Below are 25,529 nucleotides of genomic sequence, written 5' to 3'. Positions count from 1 at the left end.
CCGGATCACCCGTTGATCAGCAGATGCACCCAGATACTCGCGAAATAGCCAAGGGCAATTGCCGGGGTCCATTTCAAATGGCCGAAGAAGGTATAGCGGCCGCGCGCCTGGCCCATGAGCCCCACGCCCGCCGCCGAGCCGATCGACAGGAGTGAGCCGCCGACCCCCGCGGTCAGAGTCACCAGCAGCCATTGCGTGTGACTCATATCGGGACTCATGGACAGTACCGCGAACATCACCGGGATATTGTCGACCACCGCCGAGATGAGCCCAACCCCGATATTGGCCGCGGTCGCCCCCCATTGCAGATACATGACATCCGAGACCAACGACAGATAGCCGACATAGCCCAGCCCCGCAACGCACAGCACAACGCCATAGAAAAAGAGCAGGGTATCCCATTCGGCGCGGGCGACCGGGGCAAAGACATCGAATGGCAGCATGTCGCCAACCTCGTTGGCCCGGTCACGATAGCGATGGTTCCACCGGGTGTGGGTCTGACGCAGAAAGAAACCGAAAAACTGGAGATAGGCCAGCCCGGTGAGCATGCCGATGACCGGCGGCAGGTGCAAAAACTGATGGAAACTCACGGCCGTCGCGATGGTGAGCAGGAACAGTACAGCGATGCGCCGCGCACCGCGCTTCATCGGCACCGCTGCCGACGACATCACGGGTTTGAGATCGGGCACCGCAAAGTGCATGAGGATGGCGGGGACCAGCCAATTCACCAGTGCGGGTATAAACAGGGCGAAGAAGCCGAAGAAGCCGATGAGGCCCTTCTGCCAGACCATCAGCGTGGTGATATCGCCGAATGGACTGAAGGCCCCGCCCGCGTTCGCGGCCACCACGATGTTGATGCAGGCGAGCATCACGAAGCGGTGATTGTCACCGCCCACCGCCAGCACCACGGCACACATCAGGAGTGCGGTGGTCAGATTATCCGCCACCGGCGAGATGACAAAGGCCAGCGCCCCGGTCATCCAGAACAGCGTGCGCAGCCCGAAGCCCTTGCGGATCAACCAGGCGCGCAGGGCCTCGAAGGCCTGCCGCTCGGTCAGCGCGTTGATGTAGGTCATGGCGACCAGCAGGAACAGCATCAGCTCGGCGAAGTCGAGGAAGGCGTGGCGTAACGCCTGCTCCGCCGCGTGGGGCGCCCCCTGCTGGGCGGAAACCCAGGCGAGCATGGCCCAGATCGCACCGGCGGCGAGCACCACCGGCTTGGACTTGCGCAGGTGCAGGAACTCCTCCGCCATCACCACCACATAGGCAACGATGAACACCGCCAGTGTCAGCAGCGCGACCGGGTGGTCGATCAGGTGGAGTTGGGGCGCGTCCTCGGCTGCCAGCAGGGCGCTGGGCAGCAACAAGGCCAGCGCCCCGACGAGGACGGCGGGTACGGCGAACATGGGGAGACCTCCGGGGACCTAAGACCAGGACACCATAACCCAAGCGGTCGCGTGGTCCAACCCTGGGGACCGGCCGCGACGCCGGTTCGCCTTGGTTCCGGCCTGCGTTGATTCGGTCACGTTGACTTCACCGCCACGGCACCGGCAAGCTTGCAGTCCACCACCAAGGCCCGAGGCCAGCATTCCATGACCGATATCCTGCTCGAGGTCCAGGGACTCACCACCCGCATCGGGACCGCCGTCGACGCCCCGCCGGCGGTGGTCGTGGACGATCTGAGCTTCACCCTGCGCCGCGCCGAGACCTTTGCACTGCTCGGGGAGTCCGGCTGCGGTAAGTCCATGACCGCGCTCTCCTTGATGCGCCTGCTGCCCCCCGGCGGGCGGATCGCCGCCGGGCGCGTGAAACTCTCCGGCACCGACCTGCTGCGCCTGACGGAGGCGCAGATGCGCGTCCGGCGCGGCGGGCGCATGGCGATGATCTTCCAGGAGCCCCAGACCTCGCTCAATCCGGTGCTGAGCGTGGGCGAGCAGATCGGCGAGGCGGTGCGGGTCCACGAGGGCCACCCGCGCCGACTGGTGGAGGACCGGGTGCTGGAGCTGTTGGACGCGGTGGGCATCCCGGACCCGGCGCGGCGCCTGCACGAGTACCCGCACCAACTCTCCGGCGGGATGAAGCAACGGGTGATGATCGCCATGGCCTTGGCCGGCGACCCGGAGCTGCTGATTGCCGACGAGCCCACCACGGCCTTGGACGTCACCATCCAGGCCCAGGTGCTGCGGCTGTTGAAGGACTTGCAGCGCACCACCGACATGGCGGTGCTGCTGATCACCCACGACCTGGGGGTGGTGGCCGAGACCGCCGACCGGCTGGCGGTGATGTATGCCGGTGAGATCGTCGAGACCGGGAGCGTCGCCGAGTTCTTCGCCGCCCCCGCCCACCCCTACAGTCGGCGCCTGATGGAGAGCCTGCCCGGGGCGGATAAGCGCCAAGGGCGGCTCGCGGCGATCCACGGACGGGTGCCGCCGCTCGACCAGCCCTTTGTCGGGTGCCGCTTCGCCCCGCGCTGTACCGAGGTGCTGCCGGTATGCCGCACCGACACCCCCGACTGGACCGACCTGGCCGCGGGGCGCGGGGTGCGCTGTCATCTCTGGATCGGGAGCGCGGGCGTCCCGCCCGCACGTGCTGCGGCGCAACCGATCCATCCGGAAGTACCGCCGCCGACCGGCCCGGCGACCGTCGGCGACCTGCTGAAGGTTCAGGACCTGGCCGTCCATTTCCCCATCCAGCGCGGCGTTTTCCGCCGGGTGGTCGGCCAGGTGCGCGCGGTGGACGGGGTGTCGCTGACCCTTTCAACCGGCCGCACCCTGGCCCTGGTCGGCGAGTCCGGCTGTGGCAAGACCACCGTCGGCAAGGGCATACTCCAGCTCATCGCCCCCACCGGCGGCTCGGTGCGCTATCTGGATCGGGAACTGCGCGGCCTGGGGCACCGGCGGATGCGGCCCTTCAGGAAGGACCTGCAGATCATCTTCCAGGACCCCTTCGCCTCCATGAACCCGCGCATGTTGGTCGGCGACATCATCGGCGAGGGCTTGCAGGCGCTGGGCATCAAACGCACCCGCGCCGGGCGAGTGACGCGCGTGGCGGAACTGCTGGACTTGGTCGGCATGAGCCCAGAGGCCGCCGAGCGTTACCCGCACGAGTTCTCCGGTGGCCAGCGCCAGCGTCTGTGCATCGCCCGCGCGCTCGCGGTGGAGCCCAAGCTGATCGTCTGCGACGAGCCGACCAGCGCGCTCGATGTCTCGGTCCAGGCGCAGATCCTCAATCTGCTGAAGGACCTGCAAGAGCGACTGGGGCTTGCCTATCTCTTCATCACCCACAACATCTCGGTGCTCGCCTATCTGGCACACGAGGTGGCGGTGATGTATTTGGGGCGCGTGGTCGAACGGGGGCCGGTGGATCGGGTGCTAGACGACCCCCGCCACCCCTACACCCGGGCGCTGCTGTCCGCGGTGCCGGTGGTGGACCCGGCCAACCGCCGCCAGATCATCCGCTTGGAGGGCGACATGCCCTCGCCGGCCAACCCGCCCACCGGCTGCTATTTCCATCCGCGCTGCCCGGATGCCATTGAGGCGTGCAGTCGCAACTATCCGGGCGAGACCAGGCTCGGGGACGGGCGGGCGGTGCATTGCCTGCGGCTGGATGAGTAGGCCGCGATGACGCACTACCAACTGATCGGTGATAAAGAGCGGCTGTGTCGAGCGGTCCAATGGATCTCTGACACCGGCAATCATACCGCCTGCGGCGTGGAGGAGGCCGCCAAGCAATTCGACCTGTCGCCGCTGGATGAAGAGTTCCTGCTGCGTTACTTGGCACAAACGGCCGCCGCCCGGTCCAAGCCGCCGGAATAGGCGATGCCAGGGTTGGGCGAGGACCGGGGCCGACTGCTGGACGATCAGGATCTTGCGCCCTGCGGCCCTGCCTGTCGCGCCCCGCTCCCTGGCACTCCCCGGCTGGCCGTGCGATCCTTAGCGGCCGCCATCGAGCCCCCTTGCCGGCCCCCGAGCCACCGCGACCATGCACATCACAACCTTCGCCAAGATCACGTTCGGCTACTGCCTGATGGAGGGTGCGACCTATCTGGTCTACCTGTCGACGGGCAGCCTGCCCTCGCTCAGCGCCATGTATACCGAGTCGCCGGTCGCGTTTTTCGTGTACGTGGCCATCGTGATCATGGCGGCCGCCTATGGCCGGCGGGGCTATCATCGGATCGCACGGCTGGCCCGCTCGGCACTGCCGGACACCCCCGGGAGCGATCGCGTGTCGGTCTTGTTTCCGGCTATCCGCGTCTTCTCCGATCCGATCCGTTATACCAATCGCAACCCACGCTACCTGAACCGGTACGCCTACGGGATGATGGCCTTTGCCTCCCTGATCCTGGGGCGCGCGCTGATTTTCCCGGCGTCCCTCCCGCTCGAAGGCGGGCACGCGATGGAGATGCTGACCATGCTCACCGTCCCCATCTTCTGCCTGATCCTGCTGTCCGAGGAATATTATCGCGGTTACCTCTTTCAACTGCGCTACCTGCGCCGCCTGCACGCCAAGAGCGAGATCGCCAAACGCGCACGCTATGACGCCGAGGTGCTGCGCATCAAGAACAAGGAGCAGGAGGACGTGATGGCCCTGGTGGCGCACAAATTCCGCGGATCGCTGGACCGTATTGTCTATAACACGGAACACGAGAACAGCCCCTGGGTCCACCGCGAGGCGGTCAACACCATGCGTGGTCTGCTTGATATCTTCGGCCTGATCTCCACTAATACCCAACTGCTGCGCCTTAAGCTCCATGAGGACCAGGACGGCACGGCCACCCTGGAGGAGATGGTGGTTCGCTCGCTGGGTCTCGCCCTGGGGCAACTGCTCACCCAGCGCGGGAGTGAGCGCATTCAACAGCATTTCCTGTGTTACGCGCGCCGCACCGCCCTGGTCCCGACCGGGACCCGTCTGCGGGATTGGCACGAGCGCCATCGACCGCTAGCGGAACGCCTGCGCGGGGAATGGGAGAGGTCGCTGATGGATTTACTGCCGCGGGCACGGCTCACCGACCTGTGCGACTGGGTCGCTGAACGCTTCTTCCCATTGCAGACGCAGGGCTTTACCGAGTCAGCGATCCGCTTTACCCCCTTCGGGACCACCGGGTCTTTCCTCACCATCCTCTTTACCGAGTCTTTCACCAACTTGTTCAAATATTACGCCTCCGAGGACTGCGCCCCGACCCAGGCGTCGTGGGTCAGCACCGGCGATCTGGTCGAACTCACACTCGACAATCCGACCACGCCCAGCGCCGCGGCGATGGTCAAGGGCAGCGGCCGCGGCCATGATTTTCTGCACCTGCTGATCGAGAAGCTCGATGGTCGGGTCAGCACCACCGCGGCCGGACGTTCGTTCAATCTGACGCTGCAATTGCCCGAGAACCTGTTCCTAGAGCAACACCCATGAGCCATTTTCTGTGGATCGAGGACTTTGAAGGCGACATCCGGGTGACCGTCGATCAGGTATTCGGGTTGCCCGAGTGCCCGACGGACCTGCCCGACCTCAAAGATTGGTTGAGCCCGCGCGGGATCACACTCAAGACGACCTTTTTCGAGGCCTACCACCTGGTGCGCGACCCGCAGCAACTGGCCGAAATCGACTATGTGGTCATCGACATCGACCTCAAGCCCTATGAGGATTACGACCTGGACGACCCGGAGTCGGTCGCCGAGATCGACCGCTTCCTGCGCGAAAAGAAGTACCTGAAGGAGACCGCCGAACCCCTGGGTGCAGGCTGGCGTGCGGCCGTCAGCGAGCTCAAGAAGGTCGCCGGCTATCACATCTTTACCGAACTGCTGATCGAGGCCGGCTTCCCGCGGCGGCATATCCTGTTCTGCTCCAATCACGGCGATCAGCTCACCTCCATTACACACGCCTTCGAGGCGGCCAAGCTGACGGCGCCGCTCATCTATACTAAGCACGATGAGGTCGTACGCCAGTGGATTGCCGAGAAACAGACCGACGCCTATTCCGTGCTGCGCCGCGGCGTACTCATGGGCTGCGCCGCGGCCGAGGAGCTGCTCGACCGGCGCGGCGATGACGGGCTCCTGTTCTCGCTCTTCTTCAAGCGCGAGGACGAACCGGAATGGCCCCCGGGCCCCGCCTCCCCCGACTATGTACGCGACTATCTGGCCAGCATGACGGCCCTGCTGCCGCTGTGCGCGCCGCCCAGCAGCGAGCAGCGCAAGCAGCGCTACCGCATCCTGCTGCACGCGCTCAGCCGGGAATGGGACAATCGCGCCAAGGTCAACCACCTGCCGGACAAGTCCACCTACATGGCGAGCTTCGGCACCATTCTCAAAGAGGTCCGCAATTGGACCTCTCACACCCAATTGCTCGACGACCTGAGCGAGGCCGACGTGGCCTTCATCTTCATGGCAGACCTGCGGGCCATGTTTGCCTTTCCACGCGAGTCGCAGCCCCATGAGGAACTGCTGCTCGGGCTGCTGAGTCGCACCTTCGGGGAGGTGACTGAGGACGCCGCCGCCGAAATGATCGGCGCCGATGCCGATGGGCGCAAGCTGCCCCTGGATCGGGTCTATTTCGAGACCAAACGCATGCTCAGCGAGCAGCGCCGGAGCGACGACAACGATCCCTATTATGACCAACTGATCCGGGAACTGGAGAAGGATACCCCCAACCGGGTGGATGAGCGCGACCGGCAGTTCTTCCTGCAGAGCCTGTATCGCATGTTCTGGTTTTACCCCAGCCGCATGCGCCGGGTGAGATACGGCTGGACGGCGGTCAGCGAATCCGGCGAGGCGACCCTGTTCCGCCATTGTGAGTTCTCGCGTACCCAGCGCGAGAGCTTTGCCTTCCAATTGGCACGGCGCATCCTGATCCGCGCCTTCCCCGAGTCCTTTGCGTCGCGCGACACCGCGAAGGCCTGAGCGCATGAAAACACAGCTCTCACGCCAAGGCGCCAAGCTCGCCAAGGTGTTTCGGTGCGATCTGCGCGCCGGCGACTTATCCGCCCGGTGACTGGGAGAGCGCTAGCATGGCCCGACCGACGCACCGGCTGTTGCTCATACTGCTGGCCTGTACCTTCGCCGTCGCGGCGGAACCCCTGCACCCACCCGGCAAGCGCGCACTCTATGAGCGGGTACTGACCCGACCGGGCGCCATGATTGCCGCGGCCCCGGGGGCGCCGGGGCAGTCTTCGATCAAGGCCCTGTCCAGACTCTATGTCTATGCCCGGGAGGGTGTCGACGGACAGGACTGGTTGCGGGTCGGCACCGGGACCCGCGACCACAGCATCTTGGGCTGGCTGGCGGCGGCACACACCATTCCCTGGAAGCAGCAACTCACCCTGGCCTTCACCAACCAGGGCGCCGGGCGCGCGCCCATGCTGTTCATGCGCAGTTGGGACGACCTGCGCGCGATCCTCGACAGCCCCAACCCGGGACAGGCCGCCGACGCCCTGCGGCGCACCGTCGCCGCCGGGCGACCGGACCCCGGTGTATTGGCCGTCGAGCCCGCCAACTTCATCGATTTCAGCCGGCACTTCTATCTGTTGCCGATCCTGGACTTCGCCGAAACCCGCGCCGCCAGCGGCGATAAGGTGAGGGCGCTCAAGGTCGCCTCGGTGACCCTGCCCAACCCCGCCCTCCGCCCGGGCGCCACGGCCACCGCCCCGGGCACGCCGGCAGTCGCCGCGGGTTATCGCGCCGCCGTGGTCTTCGTGATCGACTCCACGCGCTCCATGGGACCCTATATCGCCCAGACCAAGGCCGCCGTCGGGCGTTTCTACCAGCAGATCGCCAAGGCCGGGTTGCTCGATCGGGTCGCCTTCGGACTGGTCTCCTTCCGGGCCGCGGCGAGCGACCCGGACAAGGCGCGCGAGCTGCAATTCGTCGCCCGCACCTATGCCAATCCCGCCGAGGTCCAGGACGGGCGCGATTTTCTGCGGCGAGTCGGCACCTTGGACGAGGCGCGGGTCTCCACCGAGCACTTCGACGAGGACCCCTATGCCGGTATCCAGGCCGCGCTGGACACCCCCGACTGGCGGCAGCGCTTCGCCGAACGCCACATCATCCTGATCACCGATGCCGGCGCGCTCGACGGCACCCAGCGCGACGGCGCGACCGGGCAGCGGGTGCAATCCAGCACCGGGCTGGATGCGCAACGGTTGCGCGGGCTCGTCGGCGAGGCCGGGACCTCCATCGCCGTGCTGCACCTGCTCACCCCCGAGGCCCGGCGCCTGGGCGACACCGAGACCGCCGCCGGGCAGTACCAGACCCTCGCCACCAATGCGGTCAACCAACAGACCGCCTATTTCGCTATCGCCGACGGAAGTGTGGCCGCCTTCGGCACCGCCATCGACGCCTATGCCGGGCGGCTGATCGAGAACCTGGCGCGCCAGCCTGGAGGCCAACCCGCAGGCCAGCCCGGGCCCGCGCTGAACGCCGCCGCAGGCGACCAGTCGGCACAGATCCGGGCGATCGTCGACAGCCTGGGCCACGCCGCACGGCTCGCCTATCTGGGGCAGGTCCAGGGGACGCGGGCGCCGGAGGTCTTCGAGGCCTGGATCAGCGACAAGGACTTCGCCGACCCCTCCCGCGCCGCCGTGGATGTGCGGGTGTTGCTGACCAAGGACCAACTCTCCGACCTGCAACTGGTCTTGAAGGGCATCGTCGAGGCGGCCGAGACCGACCTGAACGCCGAGAACACGGCCCGCAGCTTCTTCAACCGCCTCGCCTCGGTCGCCGCGCGTTTCAGCGTCGACCCCCTGGCCGGCGGCATCGAGGAGTCCACCCGGCTGGCGGACCTGGGCCTGCTCGGGGAATACCTCCAGGGCCTGCCCTACAAGAGCGACGTATTGACCCTGACCCAGGACACCTGGACACGCTGGGGCACCATGCGGCAATACGAGTTCATCGACCAGCTCAACAAAAAGATCCGCCGCTATGGCCTCTATTATGCCGATCAGGACAAATGGGTGGACCTGGCCCAGAGCGGCAAGAGCGACCCGGCCGAGTTGGTGTATCCGATTCCGCTGACCGACCTTCCCTAAACCTCGAAGGCCTTGATCGTCGTCCCGGCCACCGCAGCGGGTCGGTTGGCCGCCGGCCGAGCCAAATCAGGCGTTGGGCGGCGCGACTGCCGTGGTGCCTTCGCCAATTGCTTCGCTATGCCCAGGACTGCCAGCGTGATGCGCGATCACGTCATTAACCCGTGACGGCTCGGCCTTCACGACATCCCAGCACCAGATACCGAAGCCGCCGCGTGCGTTCACCGCGCGCACCCAGGTGTCGAGGGCCAGACGTTTGGCGCGGTTCTGGTCGGAGTCCTCGCCCTTGATCTCAAGCACCAATTGCTTACGATTCGCGAACCGGATCACGAAATCGGGTACGAAGCGCCGCCGGCTGCCGCGCCACAGATAATAAATCTGTAAGCCCAGATGATCGTTCTTGGCATAAGCGGCTACCTCCGGATGAGTTTCCAATAGCGTAGCGGTGTAATGCTCCCAGGTGCTGTCGGCCACCGCGTGGCTGATCTGGGACTTGGTGGTCTCAAGGCAATGCCTGGTCGAGTACCAGGTGCGCATCAGGCGGGTCGAGCCGATGGGGAACTCTGCGTCGAATACCGGCTCCAGCCGCTCGCTGTTCTGCTGCTGAATCTGGGCGACCACATGCCCGACGAGTGTGTCGATGGACAACGCAATGAGAATCCGCTTGCGCAGCGGGTCCTGGTGAAACAGCGAGGGGATGTCCAGTCGGTCGGAGGCAAAGAACTGTTCGACCAGACGCACCAGCTGCTGAATGAGCCACTCCCGCCCGCCGGTAAACCCGTGCTCGACGGTGGCCAACGCCTTGCGCGCGGCCAGGAACAACAGCCGCTGCAGCCGGAATTCCTCGGGCAATGCCGCAAGATCGATAGCGACCGCCTTGGATAGATCGGCCGCACCACCCAATGCCGGTGCCAGGTCCGCGGCGATATGGATCTGCGCCGGATCGATCTTCAGCGGCGGCATGGTCGACCAATCCACCACCAACTCGGGCCGTACCACCACATCGACGCGCAGCACATTGGGCCAGGTAATCTCCAACTCGCTGCGCTCTGGGATGGATTCGATCTGGGTGCTCGGCTTGGGTGGTGGCGGCGGTTTGCCGTCGTCGTCGGTTTCCTGAAAAATCGACAGCGGTACCCCGAATATATTGACGTATTCCGCCTTGAACAGTGCCCGTGTCTGACCGTCCGGACAGATCACCGGTTCCGTCTCATAGGATACACGCCGCAGCCCGCGCCCGATCACCTGCTCGCACAGCAATTGGCTGGTGAAGGCGCGTAGCCCCATGATATGGGTTACATTCTTGGCATCCCAGCCCTCGGACAGCATGGCCACCGAGATGACATTCTGCAGGTCCTGACCGGCGCTGCCGCGCTTGCCAACGTTGTCGATGATGGCGCGCAGCAGCTCCTCCTTCTTCATCGCGCGCAGCGCTACCTTGCGCGTTTCCGGAATGCGCGCTGCTTCCACGATACCCCGCAGTACGTCCTCATAGGCCTTGTCGGCGCCGGCCACCTCGCCGATCTCGGCCTTGTCCAACACCTTGGAGTCGACACGTAAAGTGCGCTCGGGTGCGGTCAGTTCCGGCCAATACGCATCGCCCTGACTAAAATAGTGCTCGATGCGTGCAGCGGTTTCAGTCCGGTTGCAGACCGTCAGCATCACGGGCGGAGACAGGTGTCCCGCTTCCCGCCACGCATTCAATGTCTCACGCCAGTCGGCCCCGAGCAGCGTATAGGCCTCCTGCACGATCTGCGGCAGGGCCTCGTGCGGCTCCGCGCCGCGCCGGTTCAGGTCTTCCGCCACTTCCGGTTCCCGGTAGAGGTGATAGAGCTTACTGCGATAGGTCTGCGTATTCGCCAAGGCGTTGTCGCGGATCACCACGCGCGGGGTCTTGACCAACCCGGCCTCGATGGCGTCGTTCAGGCCGAAATCGGAGACCACCCACTCGAACAGCGCGGCCTCAGTGCTGGTCTTGCCGGTCGGTGCGAAGGGTGTCGCGGAGAGATCGAAACAGCGGGCAATGCGCCGCTTCTTGTGGATACGATCAAGCCCTTCGATCCAGCGGGTGGCCTCGTCGAGGTCGATGCCAAGGGCTTCCGCGTCCTTCTTGCTGATCTTCAGTTCGGCCGGTTTGCGGTAGGCATGATGGGCCTCGTCGTTGATGATGACCAGGTCCCTGGCGCCCGCGAGTCGGCCCAGCACCCGCCGCACAAAGGCCTCGTCGCTTTCCGCTCCCTTTTTGACCACCGAGCGGTCCCGATCTTTGAGCGGCATCAGGTTGTGCCAGTTGTCGATCAGCAGTTCGACCTGATTGAGCCGCTGGCGCAGGGCCTCGTTCGGACAGAGTGCGAAGGTATCGTAGTCGTTTTCCGGGTTTCCCGGTTGCAGCACCCGCAAGCGCTCCTTCACCGTCAGTCCGGGTGCAACGATAAAGATGGCGCGCGAGAAGTCCTTGTTGCGCTTCGGATAGGTCAGTGCATTGAGGACCTGCCAGGTGATGATCATCGCCATCACCGCGGTCTTACCGCTGCCGGTCGCCATCTTATTGCAGAGTCGCTCCCAGGCGCCGCCATCGCCAGGCACGGCGATACCCTGCTTGAAGTCGGGCGGTGCCTCCACATGCCAGATGAGTGTCTCGATGGCCTCGATCTGGCAGAAATAGAAGGCGTATTGCCGACTGGTCTGCGGGTCCTGCCAGTGTTCGAGCAATTGGCGCGTCACCGCGGTGACGCCCGGGTAGTCGGCTGCGCGCCAGGCGTCCACCCGCTCGCGGATACGGTTGACGCGCTCCAGCGGCACGGTGCGCACCGTGTTATTGCGGGTGTCGAAGACCTCGTAACCCGCCGGGCGGCGGCCTTCAAGCAATGCGAGTCGGCTGTCGCCGGCGCGGCGCCAATGATGGGTGGGCCGCTCGAAGGGGGAGCTGATAATGAGCGAGGTGGGATGTTTCATGAACTCGCCAGGCAGCTGAGTGACCGATACAACGCCTGAAAGCTGCTTGACCGATTGCGTTCCGGCAACAAGAGCGGGGCGATGCGCCGGGCGCCATCACGCTTCTGGTAGCTCTGGATCACTCGGCGAAGTTCCTGCGACGGGCTTCCCAAGGCATCCGGGTTGCGATACTTGGCTGAGCGGTCATGCACATGCTCGATCACGGATGCGCTCCCGCAAAGAGTCCTTGTTTCCAGAGGTACCCCATCTGGTCGCCATCTGCCATATAGGCACGCAACTGCTCATCGTCCGCGGCGCGGTGGACGGAGGTGTAGCCCTGATCCTTGACCAGCCAAAAGACTTCATCGAGTTGTACTGCGTTGAGAAAATCCGGCGAATGCGTTGTGACGAAGACCTGTCCGCCGCGCTCGGCATAGGCGCGAAACTCTTCTGCCAGGTCCCAAAGCAGCGATGGGTAAAGCTGATTTTCAGGTTCCTCGACACATAATAGCGGGTGGGGGCTGGGGTCATAGAGTAGAACCAGGTACGCCAGCATTTTGATCGTTCCGTCTGACACGTAGCGCGCGAGAAACGGGTCTTCGAATGATCCGTCTTGAAACTTCAGCAGGACGCGGCCCTCCTCGGTCGTTTTCGCCTCGACCTGCGTGATTCCCGGCACGCGTCGCTGCAGGCGGCTCAAGATCTCGGCAAAGGTCTTGGGATGGTGATTGAACAAATACTCGACGACGAGTGACAGGTTCTCACCCTCACGCGACAGATGCTCGGCGTACCCCGCCTCGGCCTCGGGTCGCGCCCGGCTGATATGGAAATCGGAGAGGTGCCAGTTCTCGATCAGGTTACCCAGGGCCACCACCGCCGGGAATCGCTCGAACTGCGCCAGTCCCTTGATGGCGAGGATGTCGGGGCTCTTGAGGGTTTGCTGTTCGCGTTTTAGCTGCTTTTCATCGGCGACCGAGTCCAGTTCATTGGTCACCGCCTCACCGACACCCTTGGAAAAATCCAAGAAGCGCCACGGCTGGCCGCGACTGCCACGGCGGTATTGCAGAATCTCGCGGACCACCGCCGGGCGGTGATTCAGCTCGTCGATATGCAGTTCATAGGTAATCAGGCGCGAACGGCCCTCGGACAGGGTCGTGCGCAACTTGATCTCGATTTCAATGGGACCGGTGGTTCCCCGGCTGCGTACCTCCGCCAGTCCCCGGCTGCCGCCCAGCCGGCCAAGCGCGGCCGTCACATTGGTCGTCATCGCGTCGCGCAGGAAGGCGAACACCGAAAACAAGGTGCTCTTCCCGGTGCCATTGGCGCCGACCATGACACAAAAGCGCGGAATACTTTTCAGGTTGACATCCCTGAATGCCCGAAAATTCTTTAGCCGGATCGATTCGATCTGCATGGTTCAGCCCTCCAGATTCATCACCTTCAGCGACTCGATCCCGCGGTCATCGACGATCTTCACCGCGATCTTGCGGTTCTCGCCCGGCTCGAAGGGCAGGCTGACGGTGCCGCGGAACTGGTCCAGCAGGGATTCATCCAATTCGGCACGGATGTTCTTCTTTAACTTTTCCCAGCCCTCGCCCTTGCCGGCCATTGGGAAGAACACCTGACGCGGGAACAGGCTGCGCTCGTCATAGTCGGTATCCAGCGCCCACATCGCAATCTTGCTCTTGCCACCGGAGATCAGCTCGCCTTTGACGGTGTCGAAATAGTCGAAACCATGCACCTCGACTTCAAAACGGCCATCGTTGCGCGGGCGGACCTCAACCTCCGGCTGACCCATCAACCAGAAGCTCTGGTTGCCGGCGCGGGCCTTTTTCAGGTCTTCGGTCAGCAGGTCGGTGTTCATTTGGGCCTTGAGTGCCGTGACGCCTTTGATAGAGTCGATGTCCTTGGCCGCCTCCGGGTCGAAGGCGAAGGCGCAGAATAGGATCATCTTCGGCAGCGGAAAGAGATTACCCGCCTCATTGAACGCATGGGCCACCTGGCGTTGCTCCAGCGCAGCATGCTCGGGGCCGAAGCTCACCACCACCCGCTCGCCGCTATCCAGATGACCGCTGGCGTGCAGGTGACGCAGATCGGGATCGGTGGGCAGGGTCTCCAGATCGGCAAGTTTGAGCATCTGACCGCCCTTGCCGCGCACGCCGGTCTTGAGTAGTTCGTCACGCCATTGGTGCTGACGGCCGGACTCGCCGGTGCGGGCAATGCTGGCGTCTGCCTCATCGGGACCGCCGGGCTCGTCCATCGACTGCACGCTCGGGAAGGGGACTGCCTCCATGGTGAATGGGCCGCTGATCCGCAGCTTGTTCTTCGCTACCGCGGGCTGGTCGTACAGGACCTCCTGATCGGCATGGGCGGCGATCGACAGATCCATCTGCCGCTGCATCGCCTGGCGGGCACTGTGATACGCATCAAAAACCGGGCGGGCGGCCTCCGGCCAGCCCTCTGGAAAATCGAATGGCACCTCCCATTCATCAAGGGCGGTGCCCTTGCCGACCGCGAGCCGTTGACCTTTGCGCCCGCCCTCGGTCACGAGAAGACTGTCGGTCGGTGGGTGCGACTTCAAGGCCGTATTCAAGTCGACGAGTGCCGCCATGATGGCGGGGTGCATCCGCTCGTGGATGTTGTCGATCTCCGGATTGTTGGCGATCGATTTCAGCGTGACGTGCGGCACCGTCTTATAGATAAAGCCGCCTTTCAGTCCCTCGTGCGCGTATTTGAGTTCGTAATAGTCGAAGCTGGCGGTCATCAGCCGCTGCTTGGCGAGCGTGGTTGCCACCCGCGAGGTATCGCAGGTGATCCAGCGGCGGCCCCATTTTTCGGCCACAAAGGCGGTGGTGCCGGAGCCGCAGGTGGGGTCGAGTACCAGGTCGCCGGGGTCGGTGGTCATCAGGAGGCAGCGCTGCACAACTGCCATCGCGGTCTGAACGACATAGACTTTATCCGAAGTCCCTGCGACGTCAGTCCATACGTTTGAAACCTGATAAGCGGGAAAATCCTCTAGGAACCGTTTGTACTGAAGCGTTTTTCTGCCGCCACTTATGCGCCCCGCTCTGATCAAGCGGGTAAAGCCCAATTCGCCCGTTTTCCAAAAACCACCGCTTGGCTTCCATGCGGCACCGCGAAACTCGACCGGAAATGAGCCCGGAGGCCGATTCGAGACCAAGGCGGTCCATCTATAGCTATGACCATTCTCGTCGCATAAGTTATATCGCTCCCCTGATCCATGACCTTGGCCAAGAACTTTTTCAAAATAGACCTGATGATATTTTAGCCGCGCCTTGTCCTTGGCAAACCAAATACAGTAATCAGCAATATTTGCAAGTAGCTCTGATGCTTGACCTCCGGTTTTTTGCACTACGATGACGCTGACAAAATTATCCGATCCAAGAACTTCATCCATAATCTCCCGCACATGGTGCAGGTTCTCATCCGAAATCTGCACAAACACGCTGCCCGACTCGTGCAACAGTTCCCGCGCCAGCAACAGCCGATCACGTAGATAGGTGAGATACGAATGGATGCCCAACTCCCAGGTATCGCGGAACGCCTTGATCATCTCCGGTTCCTGCGTCAGGTCCGCATCGTTGCGGTCCTTCACGTCGCGCTTGCCGACGAAGGGCTGGAAATTGCTGCCGTATTTGATGCCATAAGGCGGGTCGATATAGATCATCTGCACCCGGCCGGCCATGCCCTCCTTTTGCAGCAGGCTGTTCATCACCAGCAGGCTGTCGCCGGCGATCAGGCGGTTGGCCCAGCCGCGCTCGTGGCGGTAGAAGTCGATGGCGTCGCGCAGCGGGAGGTTCTCGAAGGGGGCGTCGAACAGGCCAAGCTGTATCCTCTTTTCTGCCCCCTTGGACTGGCCTTCGCCCTTCATCCGTTTGCGCACGGCCGAGAGGATGCTGGCGGGGTCGATACGCTCATGCACATGCAGGCTGACGGTATCGATCTCAAAGTTGGTGCGCTCGGCCTTGCCGGCCCAGTTCAGATAGGGCGATTGCAGGCGCTTCAATTCCTCTAGCGCGGCGCGCATCCGCTCCGGCTCGCCGGACGCCAGGGCATCGTCGATCAGTGACTCGATGTGGGCGCGCTGCGGGTCGAAGGTGAGCGCGGGGTCGAGGTGGGGATCGTAGGCCCAAGTGGTCTTGCCGGCATCCGGGTCGGTGGCCGGCGTGACCATGCCGACCTCCGGATTGTTCTTGCGTTTGTCCAGGTGGCGGTAGGCGATGACCTGGGCCGCCTCGTCGGCCGCCGGGCGGCTCTTGGGCTTGGGCGTTGCTATGGCCTTGGGTGACTTCGCCTTGTTGGGCAACGCGGCAGCGGGTGGGGCCAGTTGGGTCTGAAGCGCAAAGCCATCGGCACCGTCGGCCAGGTCGTCTACGGTGTTGCTCCCGGTCGCACTGGCCCGCCGGACCGTGCCGCCGCGCCCCTGACCCTTGATCAGCACCCCCTGGGCAATCAGCGCGGCCTGCGCTTGCCAATAGTCGGCTTCCGCGAGTGTCAGACCCTCGGGTGCCAGGTGCGCCTCGATCTGCCGCCGCAACGCGGTATTGCCGATCGTGGTGCCATCGGCCGGCACCAGGGACAGCAGCAGGTCTGTCAGTTGTTGCGGGTGGTCGGACGGGGTCTGCGAGTTATGGTCGACGAACATTTTTACTCCCTAATCCTTCGAGTCGCGACAACCAACCGTGAAAACGCGGGCAGGCGGCGCGGATGGCCGGTAGGCCGATTTCCAGCGCGAGGAGCGGACCATGGAAGGTCTTATCGTAGCGTTGGTTCAGGTGATCGTGAAACAACGCGCTCAGACGCTTCGACGGCGCGGTCTGCGGGCTGTCATTGACCTGCTCCGCACCACCGCAGCCGGCGACGGCGGCCTCGATCGCGGTGCCGATTGCTTCTTTAGCGAGATACCGTGCCAGCACAGAAGGTGCCGAGAACAGCAGTGCCTCGAATTCGTAGACCTGGACGTAGGGTATCAGTCGATGGGGCGCGTCAAGACTGAGGCTCATTCGGTGGCATAGCGCATCGGGCGCTTCGTTCGGCTCCCGGTCTTTGAAGCCGTAGAAATCGTACAGGGTTGTCACGAAGTCGAACGACGGCAGGAGGCGACGGACCTCGTTGCGAAAACGATCAATGCCGATGGCGCCCCCGATGGCGTTCGGTCCACGCAGGTTGCGCTTGGTCACGGCGATCTTGGGTTCGACATGGATAGAGAATGCCTCCAGATGCCCCCGGAGGACCTCGCGGCAGAATTCGTACTCGGTCTGACCCTCCACGGAGATCGCCGGCCGCAGGGTCATGGTGTTCCCCCGAAGATGTTTTTCTCCCACAATTCACCGATGGCGTAGTCGTCAAGCCACTGATCCAGTTCTTCGGCGCTCAGGCGGCGGAAGCGGGAGGCGTTATCTATCAAGTCGACGACGATCAGGTCTTCCCAGGAAAATTGATTGGCCAGCGTGACCGACTGGGTGGAGGCGATGATCTGGGTCTGGCTGGATGCCGTGCGCATCATTCCGGCAAGCAATTGTAGCGCATAGGGGTGTAGACCAAGTTCCGGCTCATCGAGAAGGATGATCGTTGGGAGCCGGGGTTGCAGCAGCAGGGTGGTGAGACAGATGAATCGCAGGGTGCCGTCGGAGAGGTCGCCGGCATCGAAGGTATCGTCGCTTCCGCGGTGCCGCCAGCGCAACCGGATCTGTCTGGCGTTGGCCGGCTCTGGTTCCAGAACGAAGTCGAGAAAGAACGGCGCCACGCGTTGAATGGTTCGGACAATCAGGGCGTAGGCCGGGGTTTCGCGCAGTGCGCGCAGAAAGGCTGCCAAGTTGTCCGCTTGGGGGAGGAGGACCGCCGTCTCGTCGATGCGGCCGGGCTGCTTGACTCTTGCGGATTCGCTCGTGTCATGGAAGTGGTAGACCTTCCAATCTCGCAGGTAGCCGACGATATGGCCGGTCGCATCTTTGGTGTGTGGCTGGTCGGGCAGTGCGGATTCTCTGGCGCCGGGGGTTCCCAAGTGATAATGCTTGATGCCTCCGGAATAGCCGATGGAGTGGCCGAAGAATTTGCATATTTCCTTTTGGAATAGCAGCCCTCCCGCCGCGTCTGGAGCCAATGTGACACTGTAGGCGTTCGGCGTAAAGTGCAGGTCGATCGTTAGCGCACTGGTCCGCTTACGTCCAAAGAACAGCAGCTTGTCCGCACCAAGCTGCTGGGCGACATGAAATTGCAGGTTCTTATTGACCAGTTGGTTGACGAATCTGAACAGGCCGATGAAGTTGGACTTACCGGCGCCATTGGCGCCGAGTAGGATGTTAAGCTGCTTCAGGCGCAAGTCGAGATGCTCGATGGACTTGTAGCCCTCGACCTTCATTCGATTAAGTCTTCCGAGAACGCCCATAGTCAGTTCTTCATTTCCGACGGTTAGCGTCTTGCGCTGTGCTCCCTGGAACCAAGGCTAACGGCCATGGCAGGACACCAGCCACCCCGGCCAATGAAATTCCCCGTGGGAGCGGGCTGCGACCGCGATGTCATGCGAACCGGCACGCCGAGGTTGCGTCGCGGCCAGAGGCCGCTCCCACAGAACCTCACGCGGTCTTCACGGCCCAGGGCCGGGCAAGTCATTTGCCCCGCCAAGCCCCCCATGCGACCTTTTCGTAGGCGCACCGCCCTCTTGGGTCACTCGCTCACCCCTTGCGCCGCCGCCCCGCCGGTCTGGTCCCCGCGGCCGGCGCATCGGTCGGCGCCAGCACGAAGTCGATCTTGCGATCGTCCAGGTTCACCGCGGCCACCTGGATGCGCAGGCGGTCGCCCAGGCGGTAGATGTTGCCGCTGCGCTCGCCCTGGAGGCGGTGGCCGATGGGGTCGAAGTGGTAGTAGTCGTTGTCCAGGGCGGTGATGTGGACCAGGCCGTCGACATGGACGGTGTCCAACTGCACAAAGATGCCGAAGGAGGTGACGCTGGTGATGGTGCCCTCGAACTCCTCGCCCAGCTTGTCCTGCATGAACTCGCACTTGAGCCAGTCGTTGGCATCGCGGGTCGCCTCGTCGGCGCGCCGTTCGGTGCCGGAGCAGTGCTCGCCGATCTGCTGGAGGTCGGACTTGGAATAGTCCAAATCCTCCGCGGTGCCGTCCGCCAGCAGGTGCTTGATGATGCGATGCACCACGAGATCCGGGTAGCGGCGGATGGGCGAGGTGAAGTGGGTGTAGGCGGGGAAGGCGAGGCCGAAGTGCCCCACGTTCTCGGCGCTGTACATGGCCTGCTGCATGGAGCGCAGCAGCACGGTCTGGATCAGTGCGCGGTCGGGCCGGTCCTGGACCTCGCGCAGCAACTGGGCATAGTCCGCCGCGACCGGCTTCTCCCCGCCCGGGAGCTTGAGCGCGAGCTGGCCCAAGAATTCGCGCAGGTCGCTCAGCTTCTCCTGGCTCGGCAGGTCGTGGATGCGGTAGAGGGCCGGGACCTTCTTGCGCTCAAAGTGCCGGGCGGCGGCCACGTTGGCGGCCAACATGCATTCCTCGATCAGGCGGTGCGCGTCGTTGCGGATCACCGGGACCACGGCGCTGATGCGCCCCTGTGCATTGAAGACGAACTTGGTCTCGGTCGTGTCGAAGTCGATGGCACCGCGCTCCACGCGGGCGGCGTGCAGCACCTGATAGAGCCCGTGCAGGTCTTGCAGATGCGGCAGGACGGCGGCGAAGCGTTCGCACAGGGTGGGGTCGCGGTCCACGATCATGGCCGCCACCTGGTCATAGGTCAGGCGCGCCTTGGAGCGCATCACCGCCTGGAAGAAGCGGGTGCGGGTGACCTTGCCCTCGGTGTCGATGTAGAGCTCGGCGGTCATGCACAGCCGATCGACGTCCGGATTCAGCGAGCACAGCCCGTTGGACAGGACCTCCGGCAGCATCGGGATGACGCGGTCCGGGAAATAGACCGAGTTGCCGCGCTCCAGGGCCTCGGTATCCAGGGCGGTGCCGGGGACCACATAGGCCGAGACGTCGGCAATGGACACCAGGAGCTTCCAGCCCTTGGGCTTGCGCTCGCAGTAGACGGCGTCGTCGAAATCGCGGGCGTCGGCCCCGTCGATGGTCACCAGGGCCAGCTTGCGGAGATCCGTGCGGCCCGCCTTGGCGGATTCGGGCACCTCTGGGGTGAGCCCGGCGACCTCGGCCACGACCTCGGCCGGCCACTCCACCGGCAGGGCGTGGGCGCGGATGGCGATGTCGGTCTCCATCCCCGGGGCCATGTGATCGCCCAGGACCTGCGACACCCGCCCGATCGGCTGGGTGCGGCTGGTCGGCTGGTCGGTGATCTCGGCCACCACGATCTGACCATGGGTGGCGCCGTTTAAGCGGTCGCTGGGGATGATGACGTCGTGGGAGATGCGCTTGTTGTCAGGCGCCACGAAGCCCACGCCGCTCTCCTGATAGAGCCGGCCGACCACCGTGTGGGTGTTGCGCTCCAGGGTCTCGACCAGTGAGCCCTCCAGGCGCCCGCGCCGGTCGCGCCCGCTGACGCGCACCACCACCCGGTCCCCATGGAACAGCGACTTCATGTCCTTGGGGTAGAGATAGATGTCGTCACCGCCCTCGTCCGGCCGCACGAAGCCGAAACCGTCCTGATGCCCGATCACCCGCCCGGCGATGAGGTCCCGGTGGTTGACGATGCAGAAGGCGTCCTTGCGGTTGCGCAGCAGTTGGCCGTCGCGGACCATGGCGCCCAGGCGGCGCTCCAGCGCGATCAGGTCGGGCTCGGTGGTCAATTGCAGGGCGACTGCCACCTCGCCGAAACCGAGCGGGGCGCCGTTGGCGGTCAGGGTGTCGAGGATGAACTCCCGGCTCGGGATGGGATTCTCGTACTTCTTCGCCTCGCGCTGACGGTTGGGGTCGCGGTCGCGGGCGGTCGGCGCTGGGGAAGCGGCCTGTCCAGATTCTGGGGCAGGCTTGGCGCTGGCCTTGCGGGTGGGCCGCTTGGGGGCCGGGGGTGCGGCCTCCTGGGTCGGGGCCGGGGCCTGATCTTCTGGGGGGGTGTCGGTCGATTTGCGTCTAGTCACGTGGTGTTACTGAGTCTATCTGGGGGCTTGGGCGAATATAGCCTAGTGTAGCGTTGACAAGCCCGCCCTGTCTCACTAAGATGCGCGCTCCTTACCGGCCTTGTCTCTCACAAGCTGGCCTGGCAGGGAATCTAAGCCGAGGTGGCGGAATTGGTAGACGCGCTAGTTTCAGGTATTAGTGGGGCAACCCGTGGAGGTTCGAGTCCTCTTCTCGGCACCAAATCCTGATCGGGCTCCGACCCGATCAAAAAAAAGCACTGTTTAAGCAGTGCTTTTTTTTTGCGTCTATTTGCGGTCCAGACCGGTACCCATCCTCCTCACCTAAGTCCAACACGCTGGAGGCGGGCTTCTGCGTGGACTGCCTGGAGGAGGCCCTGCGGGTCCATGGCCGGCCCGCGGTGTTCAACACCGACCAGGGGTCGCAGTTCACCAGCGCGGCCTTCACGGGAGCGCTCCTGGACGCCGGCATCGCCATCAGTATGGACGGGCGGGGTCGGGCGCTGGACAACATCTTCGTGGAGCGTCTGTGGCGCACCGTGAAGTACGAAGACGTGTACATCAAGGGCTACGCCAGCCTGCCCGAACTGTTGCTCGGGCTGACCGAGTACTTCGCCTTCTACAACGGCGAACGCCCGCATCAATCCTTGGGTTACCGCACGCCCGATGACGTGTATCGGTCGGGGGACGGCGGTGGGGCTTGCATCGTCGATCGTTTCGGCGGCCCAGCGCCCGCGGCGGCGGCGCCAGTGCGGGAGGCGGCCTAGTGCTGGCGGACTCCGTGTGGACAAAGCGTGAATGTCGCAGTAGCGAGCGTGTGGACAAGCCGGGGACAACGCGCCGCGGGCGCGTTGTCCCCACCTTGCCCACACTCATTCACCCTTTGCCCACACTGCGCCGCACGAGCCCCGGCGCTGGCTGAGGACGCCGGCGGCGCAACAACAACAGATTTTTTCTCCGAATCGCTGCGCGGACGCGGTCGTAACGACCGCTGCGCGGCGGCTGGGGCAGCGCCAAACCGCTGCGATGAACGTGGGCACGATAGCTGCAATTCGGGGGAAAACTGTCCTGGACATGGGGCCCACTTTACTGGCGCTTTTCTGATCGCGGGTGTGGGCCGGGGCTCCCCCGGCCCCGGACCTCAGCGGACGATCACGCGGGCATTCACCGGCTGCACCGGGCGGCTGTTGGCGCCGTGCATGGCGGCCGTCAGGCGGTCCACCTGGGACTGGGAGACGGTCATCGGCGCCTTCAGCACGATCCAGCGCACCCCCTCGGTACAGGGCGGAGTGGTCAGTGAACCGTCGAAGCGGAAATAGCCCTTGTCCGTCGGCAGCAGCGCGGCCGGATCTATGGGGGCGGGCGGGGCCGCTGGCGTGTCGGTGCGCTCCGGCATGGCGTTCCAGACCTGCGCGATCACGGGGTTCTCAGCCCCCAGTCGATACAGGACCGAGATCACCGCGAGGTGTCCCTCCGGATCGGCGTGGACCAGGTGCCCCTCCATGGCGAATGACTCGCCGTTCATCTTGTCCTCGCTAGGGGTGTGGAAGTGGAACTGCTTCAGGGTGAAGGTCCGGCCGTCCAGGGTCAGGGTGGAGCCGGGGGCCACGTTCACCTGGATGGTGTGCCCGTTGTTGACGACATCCTGCCCCAGACCCTGGTAATCGATGACCAGGGGCGGCAGGGTGGCGTCGAGGGCGCCGCTGACGTCCACCGGCGACTGCGCGAAGCCGGCGGCACAGGCGGCGTAGGCCGGGTCGAGATCGGCCCAGTGGGTCGGACCCTCAGCGCCGCTATAGGACCAGTGGGCATGGTGGCCCGCCTCGGCGGCGACGGTGGGGTGTACCCAGGGGGCGAGGGCCAGACACAGGGTCAGGCCGGGGATCAACTTTGGCATCGGAAACTCCTTCTCAATAGTCACTATTAAAGAGGTTGCCAGCATAGCAAAATTACGGTTTGTTCGGTATCTGGGCTGACAGCTGGGTCGAGCGCTGGCGCTGGTCCAGTTGCGACCGCCGGGACCGGCCCGCGAGTGCTAGACTGAGCGCCCGTCGTTTGATCGTTGTGCTGATCGATGCCAAGCCTCACACCGCTCCAACCCCCGGAGCCCGCCCCGCGTCTGATCGTCGCCCTGCGTCTCGCCACCGCGCCCATCCATGCGGCCGTCGAGCGGTTGCCGGCCATGGTGCGGCTCACCGGGCCGGGCGTGAGCCGCGTGGATTATTGCCGCTATCTCAGTACCATGGCGCAGGTCTACGGCACCCTGGAGCCGCCCCTGTATGCCGCGTTGGGCGCGCTGCGCGCGGCCGTGCCGCCGCTGGGTCTGCGCCCCAAGTTTCCGATCCTCTGCGCCGATCTTGCGGCCTACGGCCTGGCGCCGCCGCGCCTGGCGCGGGCTGAACAAGCCACCCCCGATCTCAGCACGGCCGTCGGCGGACTTTATGTCCTGGAGGGTTCGACCATCGGCGGCCGGGTGGTGGCCCGGCACCTGCGCCAATGCTTGGGCGATCCACTGCTTGGTGGGGGCTTCCTGGACTTCCACGGCGAGGGGGCGTCGGCCGCCTGGAAGGGGTTTGGGCTCGCCCTGGAGGGCCTGCGGGCGCAACGATTGGTGGACCCAGAGCAGGTGATTGACGGTGCCCTCAGGGTCTTTCGGCAGGTTTGCACCCTGTTGGCGACCATGGACCAGGCGGGGGCCGACGCCTGACCCTGGCGGCTCCGAGCCGAGGGCGCGCGAGTGTATGGACGCATCGGGATGAACGAGCAGTCGGCGGTGGCGGCGGAGGGGCCGCCCGTGGTGGCGCCGGGTTGGCCGCGGCGGTCTTGGCGCGCGCTGCGGTTGCTGGTGCTGCGCGTCTTGGTGGGCCTGGCGCTCGGCAGCGCGCTGGTGGTCGGTGTCCTGCGCTGGGTCGATCCGCCGACCTCATCCTTCATGGTGCGCCAGTCATTCGTGGCCTGGCGCATTGGCCGGCCGCCGCCCTATCTCTATCACGCCTGGGTGCCCTGGGAGCGTATCCCGCCGGTCCTGGTCCTGGCCGTCATCGCCGGGGAGGATCAGCGCTTCGCCGATCACCATGGCTTCGACCCGGTGGAGCTGCGTCGGGTACTGGCCACCTGGCAGCGGGGCGGGCGGCTGCGCGGTGCCAGCACCATCACCCAGCAGACCGCCAAGAACCTGTTTCTGTGGCCTGGGCGTAGCTGGTTACGCAAGGGCCTGGAGGCCTGGTTCGCGGGGCTGATCGAGTTCATGTGGCCCAAGCAACGGATACTGGAGGTCTATCTCAACATCGTGCAGTTCAGCCCCAGCACCTATGGGGTGGCGGCGGCCAGCGAACGGTATTTTCAGCGCCCGGTGGAGGCGGTCGGGTTGCGCGAGGCGGTCCTGCTCGCCGCGGTCCTGCCCGCCCCTTCCGTGTACCATCTGAATCGTCCCTCGCTGCGCCTGCTGCGGCGCGCCGCCTGGATCGCCGATCAGATCCAACGCATCGGCGGGCGGCGGTATATCGATCGACTGTAAACAAGATAAAATCGCCGCGAATGACGCCCGCGGGTGGTGCCGGCGCCATGGCCTTTAACTTGATTCAATTTTTTGTGAGGGGGATGTCAGTGTCCGAAGAGCAAGAAACCGCGGCGCAGCCCGCCATCGTCCAGGCGTTGCTGCGCGCCCCGCCGGCCGAGGCGCAGTTGCTGCTGGCCTGGGCGCGGGGGCTCGGCGTCATTCGTCACGGTGAACTGCGCGGGGGCAAGAAGATGGCCGCCATGTTCGCGCTCACCCGCGACCACAAGGCGACCTGGCCGATCCTCAAGGTGATGTCCCGGGCCGTGAAGATCATCGCCTGGGACGCCCGCTCCTGGAAGCTGCGACTGGGTGTCGTGGCCGTCGTGGGTACCTTTGTGGCGGTCGGCAATGAGGGGGCCGCCATCGTGGCCTTGGGGGGCGGTATCGGGCTCCCGCTGTGGGTCTTGATGGGGGCCGGCGGCGTCGTGCTCGGCCTGCTGGCCGACCTGGTCAAGCGGCAATTGCAGAAACCCCGCGCTGCTTAGTCCGGCGGACAATACTGCTCGACCAGGGCCTCGTAATACTCCAGCTTCCGCTCACGGTAATCGCGCTCGTCCGTGTTCTTGTAGGTGCCGCGGGTCTTTTCGCGCCAGCGGGCGGCCTCGGCGCGATTCTTGGCACACTTGGCCCGGTCATTGCCGGGCTGTTTTTTGGTCTTCGGCCGGGTCGCCCGCGCCGCCCGGTCCCGCTGCCGTTGGGCCTGCTTGCGCTCGGCCTCGAACGCCTTGAGTTGCCCTTCGATCGAGTAGTCCTTGGCCTTTCCCTTGCCCGCGTGGTCGGATGGGGCCGGGTCCAGCGTCAGTTGTTCAGATGCCGCGGCCCCGAGTGCGCATTGGGTCTCCTGGTAGACGATGCTGCCATCGGATTGCAGGCACTTGTAGGGCCCGGCCCAGAGTACACCGGACCAGACACCGATCAGGAGCAGCCGGATGGCGAGGGTGCGCGGGTTCATGGCGGTAGGACCGGTGCCGCC

At 64.6% G+C, this 25,529-nt stretch carries 19 protein-coding genes and 1 tRNA gene; 10 read left to right on the top strand and 10 right to left on the bottom strand.

The window, feature by feature from the left end; translation table 11 throughout:
• Positions 1-5: 5 nt before the first annotated feature.
• A complete protein-coding gene (gene nhaD / locus QZX93_RS14370; protein ID WP_295393576.1) occupies positions 6-1,406 on the bottom strand; it encodes a sodium:proton antiporter NhaD in 1,401 nt (466 codons plus the stop codon).
• Positions 1,407-1,592: 186 nt separating this feature from the next.
• Here nhaD and QZX93_RS14365 point away from each other — a divergent pair, with 186 nt between their 5' ends.
• From QZX93_RS14365 to QZX93_RS14345, 5 genes are all read left to right on the top strand, one after another.
• Complete coding sequence (locus QZX93_RS14365; RefSeq protein WP_295393574.1) at positions 1,593-3,614, top strand: ABC transporter ATP-binding protein; 2,022 nt, start codon at positions 1,593-1,595, stop codon at positions 3,612-3,614.
• Between the two features lie 6 nt (positions 3,615-3,620).
• Positions 3,621-3,815 (top strand): hypothetical protein, encoded by a 195-nt coding sequence (locus QZX93_RS14360; protein ID WP_295393572.1) that lies wholly within the window; start codon positions 3,621-3,623, stop codon positions 3,813-3,815.
• A gap of 166 nt (positions 3,816-3,981) precedes the next feature.
• Positions 3,982-5,403 (top strand): hypothetical protein, encoded by a 1,422-nt coding sequence (locus tag QZX93_RS14355; protein ID WP_295393571.1) that lies wholly within the window; start codon positions 3,982-3,984, stop codon positions 5,401-5,403.
• The gene (locus QZX93_RS14350; protein WP_295393569.1) at positions 5,400-6,887 is read left to right on the top strand and encodes a hypothetical protein; all 1,488 of its coding nucleotides are present in this window, start codon (positions 5,400-5,402) and stop codon (positions 6,885-6,887) included. Before QZX93_RS14355 ends, QZX93_RS14350 begins: the two co-directional genes overlap by 4 nt.
• A gap of 107 nt (positions 6,888-6,994) precedes the next feature.
• A complete protein-coding gene (locus tag QZX93_RS14345) occupies positions 6,995-9,010 on the top strand; it encodes a vWA domain-containing protein (protein ID WP_295393567.1) in 2,016 nt (671 codons plus the stop codon).
• A 66-nt stretch (positions 9,011-9,076) separates the two neighbouring features.
• Here the strand turns inward: QZX93_RS14345 and QZX93_RS14340 are convergent, their stop codons facing one another.
• The 7 genes from QZX93_RS14340 to rnr all read right to left on the bottom strand — a co-directional run bounded on the left by QZX93_RS14340 (position 9,077) and on the right by rnr (position 21,000).
• Positions 9,077-11,962: a BPTD_3080 family restriction endonuclease gene (locus tag QZX93_RS14340; protein ID WP_295393565.1), complete on the bottom strand. Its 2,886-nt coding sequence runs from the start codon at positions 11,960-11,962 to the stop codon at positions 9,077-9,079.
• Positions 11,959-12,165 (bottom strand): hypothetical protein, encoded by a 207-nt coding sequence (locus tag QZX93_RS14335; RefSeq protein ID WP_295393563.1) that lies wholly within the window; start codon positions 12,163-12,165, stop codon positions 11,959-11,961. Before QZX93_RS14335 ends, QZX93_RS14340 begins: the two co-directional genes overlap by 4 nt.
• A complete protein-coding gene (locus QZX93_RS14330) occupies positions 12,162-13,355 on the bottom strand; it encodes an AAA family ATPase (protein WP_295393561.1) in 1,194 nt (397 codons plus the stop codon). Before QZX93_RS14330 ends, QZX93_RS14335 begins: the two co-directional genes overlap by 4 nt.
• A 3-nt stretch (positions 13,356-13,358) precedes the next feature.
• The gene (locus QZX93_RS14325) at positions 13,359-16,607 is read right to left on the bottom strand and encodes a DNA methyltransferase (RefSeq protein WP_295393559.1); all 3,249 of its coding nucleotides are present in this window, start codon (positions 16,605-16,607) and stop codon (positions 13,359-13,361) included.
• Positions 16,591-17,256 (bottom strand): DUF4276 family protein, encoded by a 666-nt coding sequence (locus QZX93_RS14320; protein ID WP_295393557.1) that lies wholly within the window; start codon positions 17,254-17,256, stop codon positions 16,591-16,593. Before QZX93_RS14320 ends, QZX93_RS14325 begins: the two co-directional genes overlap by 17 nt.
• Positions 17,253-18,323 carry an AAA family ATPase gene (locus QZX93_RS14315; RefSeq protein ID WP_295393555.1) on the bottom strand — a complete coding sequence of 357 codons (1,071 nt, stop codon included), beginning with the start codon at positions 18,321-18,323 and terminating at the stop codon, positions 17,253-17,255. The genes QZX93_RS14320 and QZX93_RS14315 overlap by 4 nt, the downstream gene beginning before the upstream one ends.
• Positions 18,324-18,636: 313 nt before the next feature.
• A complete protein-coding gene (gene rnr, locus QZX93_RS14310) occupies positions 18,637-21,000 on the bottom strand; it encodes a ribonuclease R (RefSeq protein ID WP_295393553.1) in 2,364 nt (787 codons plus the stop codon).
• A gap of 135 nt (positions 21,001-21,135) precedes the next feature.
• On the opposite strand from rnr, the gene QZX93_RS14305 reads away from it, so the two are divergent.
• Together QZX93_RS14305 and QZX93_RS14300 are read left to right on the top strand one after the other, a co-directional pair.
• Positions 21,136-21,220 (top strand) — tRNA-Leu (locus QZX93_RS14305).
• Between the two features lies 1 nt (position 21,221).
• Complete coding sequence (locus tag QZX93_RS14300) at positions 21,222-21,764, top strand: integrase core domain-containing protein (RefSeq protein ID WP_366760411.1); 543 nt, start codon at positions 21,222-21,224, stop codon at positions 21,762-21,764.
• Positions 21,765-22,138: 374 nt separating this feature from the next.
• Here the strand turns inward: QZX93_RS14300 and QZX93_RS14295 are convergent, their stop codons facing one another.
• The gene (locus tag QZX93_RS14295) at positions 22,139-22,894 is read right to left on the bottom strand and encodes a carbonic anhydrase (RefSeq protein ID WP_295393551.1); all 756 of its coding nucleotides are present in this window, start codon (positions 22,892-22,894) and stop codon (positions 22,139-22,141) included.
• Between the two features lie 177 nt (positions 22,895-23,071).
• Between QZX93_RS14295 and QZX93_RS14290 the strand changes: the two genes are divergently transcribed.
• From QZX93_RS14290 to QZX93_RS14280, 3 genes are all read left to right on the top strand, one after another.
• Positions 23,072-23,704, top strand: coding sequence for a biliverdin-producing heme oxygenase (locus tag QZX93_RS14290; protein ID WP_295393550.1), 633 nt, complete (start codon positions 23,072-23,074; stop codon positions 23,702-23,704).
• 48 nt (positions 23,705-23,752) lie between these two features.
• Positions 23,753-24,514 (top strand): monofunctional biosynthetic peptidoglycan transglycosylase, encoded by a 762-nt coding sequence (gene mtgA / locus QZX93_RS14285; RefSeq protein ID WP_295393548.1) that lies wholly within the window; start codon positions 23,753-23,755, stop codon positions 24,512-24,514.
• A gap of 83 nt (positions 24,515-24,597) precedes the next feature.
• Positions 24,598-25,041 carry a hypothetical protein gene (locus QZX93_RS14280; RefSeq protein ID WP_295394696.1) on the top strand — a complete coding sequence of 148 codons (444 nt, stop codon included), beginning with the start codon at positions 24,598-24,600 and terminating at the stop codon, positions 25,039-25,041.
• Here the strand turns inward: QZX93_RS14280 and QZX93_RS14275 are convergent.
• Positions 25,038-25,508, bottom strand: a complete 471-nt coding sequence (locus tag QZX93_RS14275) for a hypothetical protein (protein WP_295393544.1) — start codon at positions 25,506-25,508, stop codon at positions 25,038-25,040. The genes QZX93_RS14280 and QZX93_RS14275 overlap by 4 nt on opposite strands.
• Positions 25,509-25,529 lie beyond the last annotated feature (21 nt).

This window comes from uncultured Thiodictyon sp. (genome assembly GCF_903946935.1).
Taxonomy (GTDB): Bacteria; Pseudomonadota; Gammaproteobacteria; order Chromatiales; family Chromatiaceae; genus Thiodictyon.
Note: the sequence above shows the minus strand (reverse complement) of the source record. Positions and strands in the feature narration are given on the sequence as shown.

Coding starts and splice junctions, on each gene's coding strand:
- nhaD (WP_295393576.1), bottom strand. CDS start 1,406: ATGTTCGCCGTACCCGCCGTCCTCGTCGGGGCGCTGGCCTTGTTGCTG.
- QZX93_RS14365 (WP_295393574.1), top strand. CDS start 1,593: ATGACCGATATCCTGCTCGAGGTCCAGGGACTCACCACCCGCATCGGG.
- QZX93_RS14360 (WP_295393572.1), top strand. CDS start 3,621: ATGACGCACTACCAACTGATCGGTGATAAAGAGCGGCTGTGTCGAGCG.
- QZX93_RS14355 (WP_295393571.1), top strand. CDS start 3,982: ATGCACATCACAACCTTCGCCAAGATCACGTTCGGCTACTGCCTGATG.
- QZX93_RS14350 (WP_295393569.1), top strand. CDS start 5,400: ATGAGCCATTTTCTGTGGATCGAGGACTTTGAAGGCGACATCCGGGTG.
- QZX93_RS14345 (WP_295393567.1), top strand. CDS start 6,995: ATGGCCCGACCGACGCACCGGCTGTTGCTCATACTGCTGGCCTGTACC.
- QZX93_RS14340 (WP_295393565.1), bottom strand. CDS start 11,962: ATGAAACATCCCACCTCGCTCATTATCAGCTCCCCCTTCGAGCGGCCC.
- QZX93_RS14330 (WP_295393561.1), bottom strand. CDS start 13,355: ATGCAGATCGAATCGATCCGGCTAAAGAATTTTCGGGCATTCAGGGAT.
- QZX93_RS14325 (WP_295393559.1), bottom strand. CDS start 16,607: ATGTTCGTCGACCATAACTCGCAGACCCCGTCCGACCACCCGCAACAA.
- QZX93_RS14320 (WP_295393557.1), bottom strand. CDS start 17,256: ATGACCCTGCGGCCGGCGATCTCCGTGGAGGGTCAGACCGAGTACGAA.
- QZX93_RS14315 (WP_295393555.1), bottom strand. CDS start 18,323: ATGAAGGTCGAGGGCTACAAGTCCATCGAGCATCTCGACTTGCGCCTG.
- QZX93_RS14295 (WP_295393551.1), bottom strand. CDS start 22,894: ATGCCAAAGTTGATCCCCGGCCTGACCCTGTGTCTGGCCCTCGCCCCC.
- QZX93_RS14290 (WP_295393550.1), top strand. CDS start 23,072: ATGCCAAGCCTCACACCGCTCCAACCCCCGGAGCCCGCCCCGCGTCTG.
- mtgA (WP_295393548.1), top strand. CDS start 23,753: ATGAACGAGCAGTCGGCGGTGGCGGCGGAGGGGCCGCCCGTGGTGGCG.
- QZX93_RS14280 (WP_295394696.1), top strand. CDS start 24,598: ATGTCAGTGTCCGAAGAGCAAGAAACCGCGGCGCAGCCCGCCATCGTC.
- QZX93_RS14275 (WP_295393544.1), bottom strand. CDS start 25,508: ATGAACCCGCGCACCCTCGCCATCCGGCTGCTCCTGATCGGTGTCTGG.